The sequence below is a fragment of the Bathymodiolus platifrons methanotrophic gill symbiont genome (genome assembly GCF_002189065.1).
Lineage (GTDB): Bacteria > Pseudomonadota > Gammaproteobacteria > Methylococcales > Methylomonadaceae > Methyloprofundus.
This window is the reverse complement of record NZ_BDMN01000480.1, coordinates 1-2,715: the sequence shown is the minus strand read 5'-3', so window position 1 is coordinate 2,715 and position 2,715 is coordinate 1. Positions and strand designations below refer to the sequence as shown.

Here is a 2,715-nt window from a genome sequence, read left to right as displayed (position 1 = left end):
TTGGCCGTAAAAACTGGTTATTTAATCAAACTCCACGCGGCGCTAATGCCAGCGCACTACTTTACAGTCTTGTGCAGACAGCGGTAGCCAATAACCTAGAGCCTTTTGATTACTTAAAGTATTTACTCACCGCACTACCCAAGCTTGGTAGGCACTATAAGCCAGAGGCATTGGATCAGTTTTTACCCTGGAACCTGACTGAAAAAATCAAGCCTTTAAAGTAAGTGGCGTAGCTTGTCTAGGTGGGAAGAAGCGACGCTTACCGATATACAGATAGATGAGTGGCTTGATGAAATCCATTTTCAATGTCCTGAAGCATTGCGTATTAGTTTTGAAAAAGTCTGCAAGCGCACACATCTGGATATTGCCAGTGTCAACTCGGCAATGAGTCTGGTGCTACACGAAAATCAATTTAAACAGATTCATATCGCAGTTGGTGGGGTGGCGGCCATTCCGCTATATTTGCATAAGACTAGTGCCTTTTTACGCGATAAAAAGATATCACTATCTTTATTGCAACAAGCGTTAGACCTCGCTCAGACTGAAATTTATCCATTATCCATTATCCGACATTCGTGGTAGTGCTGATTATAAGCGTTTATTAGTCAGACAATTATTGATTGCCCACTGGCTCAAATTATTGCCTGACTATGTTAGCTGGGAGAGTTTTCTATGAATCAGGATAGTGAACTCCATGCACAAGGCAAAGCCTGTTTTATTGATGATCAGCCGCTAACAGACGATACACTGCATGCATTTCCGCTAGTTTCCTCAATTGCCCATGGCAAAATAAAATCACTTGATTTTAAGTCTGCATTATCTTTGCCGGGGCTTGTTAAAGTTTTAACGGCCAGAGATATTCCGGGGATTAATCAAATCGGAAATATTGCTCCCGATGAAGTACTACTGGCAGATAACGAAGTCGTTTATCAAGGTCAGTCTATTGCGATTATGATCGCTACAACAGCAGCAATAGCACGACGGGCTGCGGCATTATGTATTGTTGAGTATCAAGAATTACCCGCTGTTTTTGATGCTAGAGAAGCAGATCGGCTAGGCATGCATATTTCTTCACCACGTAGTTTTTCACTTGGTGATATTGATAGTTGCTGGGCGCATTGTGATGTGATCGTCGAAGGCAGTGCAGAAACGGGGGCGCAAGAGCATATTTATCTGGAAACTCAAACAGCGATTGCCTACTCACTGGAAAATACGCAATTAAAAATTATTTCAGCAACGCAATCGCCCGGGATGGTGCAGCGCATTATCGCGCGCGTGTTAAATTGCGCAATGCATAAAATAGATGTCGATGTTTTACGCCTGGGCGGTGGGTTTGGCTGTAAGGAAGAGCAAGCAACCTCTTGGGCGGTTATGGTGGCGCTAGCCGCTAGCATAACGCAACAGCCGGTAAAAATTGCTCTAAGTCGCACAGAGGATATGCGCTTCACTGGAAAACGCCATCCTTATAGTGCTGACTTTAAGCTGGGTCTAAATAAGGCGGGTAAAATTCTTGCCTATGAAGTGTCTTATTATCAGAATGCCGGCGCGCTTGCCGACTTATCTCTGTCTATTCTGGAGCGCTCATTATTGCATGCCACAAACAGCTATTTTATTGCCAATGTGCGTGCTAATGCCGTGAGTTGTCGTACTCATTTGCCACCCAATACTGCATTTCGCGGATTTGGCGCGCCACAGGCGATGTTTATTCTTGAATGTGCCATTTTTAAAGCAGCACAGGAAATGCAGGTTAATGTCGCTTGTATTCAGCAAGAAAACCTGATGCAGGATGGCGATGTGTTCCCCTATGGCATGGTAGCCAAAGAAAATAACAGCCACGCAAGCTGGCAGCAATTAGAACAGGATTTTTCCTTGCAACAGCAGCAACAGCAGATTGATGAATTTAATAATACTCATCAGCTAGAGAAAAAAGCGCTGGCAATTATGCCCGTGTGTTTTGGCATCGCCTTTAATGCCTTTTTCTTAATCAGGCTGATGCGCTAGTGCATATTTTTAATGACGGTAGTGTGAGTATTAGTTGCGGTGCGGTGGAAATGGGCCAGGGAGTCAGGGTTAAATTATGCAATATTGCGGCACACATTTTTTCGATTGATTCGGCTCGCATTAAACTGGAAAGCACCAACACCACACGAATCGCCAATATGTCACCGACCTCTGCAAGTACCGGTACGGATCTGAATGGTCAGGCGATACGTATTGCCTGTGAGCAAATAATGCAGCGCTTAAAACAACTGGCCGCAAATATTCTTAGTGTTGATTCTGCGTTAATTAGTATTAACAATGAACGTGTTTGTATTGCTGAACAAGCCAGCGATCTGGATTGGAAAATGCTAATTTCTCAGGCTTATATGGCTCGTTGTGCCTTATCGGCACAGGCTCATTATGCTACGCCACACTTAAGTTTTGATATGCAAACCGAAAAAGGTGGGCCCTTTGCGTATCATGTCTATGGTTGCGCAGCCATTGAAGTGACTATTGATTGTTTGCGAGGGCGTTATCAGCTTGATAGTATTAAAATCATTCATGATATAGGCCAAAGCCTGGCACCTGAAATTGATCGCGGACAAATAGAGGGAGCTGTCGTACAAGGGCTGGGCTGGATGACGATGGAAGAGATACGCTATGATGAAACAGGGTCATTACTTAGTGACTGAAGTTTCCCAATAATTATTTATGGTAAAATTGAAACTATGCTAC

4 protein-coding genes are annotated in these 2,715 nt (G+C 43.8%); all 4 read left to right on the top strand.

Translation table 11 applies throughout. The annotated features are described in order from the left end of the window. The coding region (locus CDZ78_RS19605) for a transposase domain-containing protein (protein WP_140414248.1) at nt 1–224 on the top strand (224 nt) is incomplete at its 5' end. Between the two features lie 10 nt (nt 225–234). Beyond that, on the top strand, nt 235–582 hold the full coding sequence (locus tag CDZ78_RS19600; RefSeq protein ID WP_087871463.1) for a hypothetical protein: 348 nt from the start codon (nt 235–237) through the stop codon (nt 580–582). Nucleotides 583–672: 90 nt separating this feature from the next. Beyond that, nucleotides 673–2,001, top strand: a complete 1,329-nt coding sequence (locus CDZ78_RS19595; RefSeq protein WP_280175610.1) for a molybdopterin cofactor-binding domain-containing protein — start codon at nt 673–675, stop codon at nt 1,999–2,001. Then, a complete protein-coding gene (locus tag CDZ78_RS23965) occupies nt 2,001–2,672 on the top strand; it encodes a molybdopterin cofactor-binding domain-containing protein (protein ID WP_280175609.1) in 672 nt (223 codons plus the stop codon). Before CDZ78_RS19595 ends, CDZ78_RS23965 begins: the two co-directional genes overlap by 1 nt. The last annotated feature ends 43 nt before the right edge of the window (nt 2,673–2,715 follow it).

Coding starts and splice junctions, on each gene's coding strand:
- CDZ78_RS19595 (WP_280175610.1), top strand. CDS start 673: ATGAATCAGGATAGTGAACTCCATGCACAAGGCAAAGCCTGTTTTATT.